A 2,514-nucleotide genomic window follows, 5' to 3' on the forward strand; every position below is an offset into this window, starting at 1 on the left:
ATCAGGTTGATAGGTCTGAGGTGGAAGCGTGGCGACACGTGGAGCTGACAGATACTAATAGATCGAGGACTTAACCACAATTTTAAATGATGATCGTCTTAATTATCTAGTTTTGAAGGAATAAACCTTCAATCAAATATAGTCTGGTAATGATGGCGAAGAGGTCACACCCGTTCCCATTCCGAACACGGAAGTTAAGCTCTTCAGCGCCGATGGTAGTTGGGGGTTTCCCCCTGTGAGAGTAGGACGTTGCCAGGCTAGGCCCTTTGGGTTCTATATTTGGAATGATTAAACATGGCCCGTTGGTCAAGCGGTTAAGACACCGCCCTTTCACGGCGGTAACACGGGTTCGAATCCCGTACGGGTCACCATATTTGGAGGATTAGCTCAGCTGGGAGAGCACCTGCCTTACAAGCAGGGGGTCGGCGGTTCGATCCCGTCATCCTCCACCATATTTTTGTGCCGGTGTAGCTCAGTTGGTAGAGCAACTGACTTGTAATCAGTAGGTCGTGGGTTCGACTCCTATCGCCGGCACCATCTTTCAATTGTACGAGCCATTAGCTCAGTCGGTAGAGACGAGCAAAGCTTCTACGAATATGCTACGAGTTGCGGAATTTACTTCTTGAAAAGAGGTAAATGGAGCACATTTTTGATACTTGGTAGCGGAGATAAATTATATACCGAGCCATTAGCTCAGTCGGTAGAGCATCTGACTTTTAATCAGAGGGTCGGAGGTTCGAGTCCTCCATGGCTCACCGTTTAGTTTAGCGGATGTGGCGGAATTGGCAGGCGCACCAGACTTAGGATCTGGCGCCTTACGGCGTGGGGGTTCAAGTCCCTTCATCCGCACCACTTGCGCAAGTAGTTCAGTGGTAGAATACAACCTTGCCAAGGTTGGGGTCGCGGGTTCGAATCCCGTCTTCCGCTCCAATCAAATGCCGGGGTGGCGGAACTGGCAGACGCACAGGACTTAAAATCCTGCGGTAGGTGACTACCGTACCGGTTCGATTCCGGTCCTCGGCACCATCATATATATATGCGCCCGTAGCTCAATTGGATAGAGCGTCTGACTACGGATCAGAAGGTTATGGGTTCGACTCCTTTCGGGCGCGCCATATATATTTCATTTTAATAATCGGGGAGTAGCTCAGCTTGGTAGAGCACTTGGTTTGGGACCAAGGGGTCGCAGGTTCGAATCCTGTCTTCCCGACCATTAAAATTCCTATTCTTAAATTTTTGGGGCCTTAGCTCAGCTGGGAGAGCGCCTGCCTTGCACGCAGGAGGTCAGCGGTTCGATCCCGCTAGGCTCCACCATTCTTTACTTGAATATTTATTATTGTGGCGGCGTAGCTCAGCTGGCTAGAGCGTACGGTTCATACCCGTGAGGTCGGGGGTTCGATCCCCTCTGCCGCTACCATTTATATTGCGGAGGAATACCCAAGTCCGGCTGAAGGGATCGGTCTTGAAAACCGACAGGGGTGTTAAAGCCCGCGGGGGTTCGAATCCCTCTTCCTCCGCCATATTTATTTTAATGTAAACATGGCTTAATATTGTATCATTTTTACTATCGCGGCGTGGAGCAACGAGCGAAGGTTCTGTGAAAATTCTTCGAGTTGTAACAAGCGATTTTGCTTCATGAGTATACTTGTAGAGATTGTTACAGTCTAAGGTAAACGTAGCGCATATACAAAATTGTATCATTTTTATTATCGCGGGGTGGAGCAGTCTGGTAGCTCGTCGGGCTCATAACCCGAAGGTCGCAGGTTCAAATCCTGTCCCCGCAACCAAATGGTCCCGTGGTGTAGCGGTTAACATGCCTGCCTGTCACGCAGGAGATCGCGGGTTCGATTCCCGTCGGGACCGCCATTTGTTTTTTTTATTTTGGCTCGGTAGCTCAGTCGGTAGAGCAAAGGACTGAAAATCCTTGTGTCGGCGGTTCGATTCCGTCCCGAGCCACCATATATAACCCCTAAGTCGAGTAGACTATATGGAGGGGTAGCGAAGTGGCTAAACGCGGCGGACTGTAAATCCGCTCCCTCAGGGTTCGGCGGTTCGAATCCGTCCCCCTCCACCATTTATATATAGGGGTATAGTTTAAAGGTAGAACAAAGGTCTCCAAAACCTTCGGTGTGGGTTCAATTCCTACTACCCCTGCCAATCTTTATTATGGCGATTGTGGCGAAGTGGTTAACGCATCGGATTGTGGTTCCGACATTCGAGGGTTCGATTCCCTTCAGTCGCCCCATTTTAAACCTTATTGGGCTATAGCCAAGCGGTAAGGCAACGGACTTTGACTCCGTCATGCGTTGGTTCGAATCCAGCTAGCCCAGCCATTTCATTTATCAATATGCGGGTGTAGTTTAATGGTAAAACCTCAGCCTTCCAAGCTGATGTCGTGAGTTCGATTCTCATCACCCGCTCCAATATTAATGCCTTGAATGGGCCTATAGCTCAGCTGGTTAGAGCGCACGCCTGATAAGCGTGAGGTCGATGGTTCGAGTCCATTTAGGCCCA

General features: G+C 49.7%; 21 tRNA genes and 1 rRNA gene. All 22 read left to right on the forward strand.

The features are described from left to right. Positions 1-142 precede the first annotated feature (142 nt). Positions 143-258 (forward strand): 5S ribosomal RNA (gene rrf / locus DBX25_RS00010). A 38-nt stretch (positions 259-296) separates the two neighbouring features. Then, positions 297-371: transfer RNA gene (locus DBX25_RS00015), tRNA-Glu, on the forward strand. A 5-nt stretch (positions 372-376) separates the two neighbouring features. Then, positions 377-452, forward strand: a tRNA-Val gene (locus tag DBX25_RS00020). Between the two features lie 9 nt (positions 453-461). Continuing rightward, a tRNA-Thr gene (locus DBX25_RS00025) sits at positions 462-537 on the forward strand. A gap of 145 nt (positions 538-682) precedes the next feature. Continuing rightward, positions 683-755, forward strand: a tRNA-Lys gene (locus DBX25_RS00030). Positions 756-767: 12 nt separating this feature from the next. Further along, positions 768-852, forward strand: a tRNA-Leu gene (locus DBX25_RS00035). A gap of 3 nt (positions 853-855) precedes the next feature. Further along, positions 856-930: transfer RNA gene (locus DBX25_RS00040), tRNA-Gly, on the forward strand. Between the two features lie 7 nt (positions 931-937). Beyond that, positions 938-1,026, forward strand: a tRNA-Leu gene (locus DBX25_RS00045). A gap of 12 nt (positions 1,027-1,038) precedes the next feature. Then, a tRNA-Arg gene (locus tag DBX25_RS00050) sits at positions 1,039-1,115 on the forward strand. 21 nt (positions 1,116-1,136) lie between these two features. Next, positions 1,137-1,213: transfer RNA gene (locus tag DBX25_RS00055), tRNA-Pro, on the forward strand. A 25-nt stretch (positions 1,214-1,238) separates the two neighbouring features. After that, positions 1,239-1,314: transfer RNA gene (locus DBX25_RS00060), tRNA-Ala, on the forward strand. A gap of 26 nt (positions 1,315-1,340) precedes the next feature. Beyond that, positions 1,341-1,417 (forward strand) — tRNA-Met (locus DBX25_RS00065). Positions 1,418-1,427: 10 nt separating this feature from the next. After that, a tRNA-Ser gene (locus DBX25_RS00070) sits at positions 1,428-1,520 on the forward strand. A 190-nt stretch (positions 1,521-1,710) separates the two neighbouring features. Beyond that, positions 1,711-1,787 (forward strand) — tRNA-Met (locus DBX25_RS00075). Positions 1,788-1,790: 3 nt separating this feature from the next. Beyond that, positions 1,791-1,866 (forward strand) — tRNA-Asp (locus DBX25_RS00080). Positions 1,867-1,883: 17 nt separating this feature from the next. After that, a tRNA-Phe gene (locus DBX25_RS00085) sits at positions 1,884-1,959 on the forward strand. 30 nt (positions 1,960-1,989) lie between these two features. Next, positions 1,990-2,074: transfer RNA gene (locus DBX25_RS00090), tRNA-Tyr, on the forward strand. Between the two features lie 9 nt (positions 2,075-2,083). After that, a tRNA-Trp gene (locus tag DBX25_RS00095) sits at positions 2,084-2,157 on the forward strand. 12 nt (positions 2,158-2,169) lie between these two features. Next, positions 2,170-2,245 (forward strand) — tRNA-His (locus DBX25_RS00100). 13 nt (positions 2,246-2,258) lie between these two features. Further along, positions 2,259-2,333 (forward strand) — tRNA-Gln (locus tag DBX25_RS00105). A 16-nt stretch (positions 2,334-2,349) separates the two neighbouring features. Next, positions 2,350-2,423, forward strand: a tRNA-Gly gene (locus DBX25_RS00110). Positions 2,424-2,440: 17 nt separating this feature from the next. After that, positions 2,441-2,514: transfer RNA gene (locus DBX25_RS00115), tRNA-Ile, on the forward strand.

It is taken from the genome of Peribacillus acanthi (assembly GCF_003073175.1).
GTDB classification, from domain to species: domain Bacteria; phylum Bacillota; class Bacilli; order Bacillales; family DSM-1321; genus Bacillus_BN; species Bacillus_BN acanthi.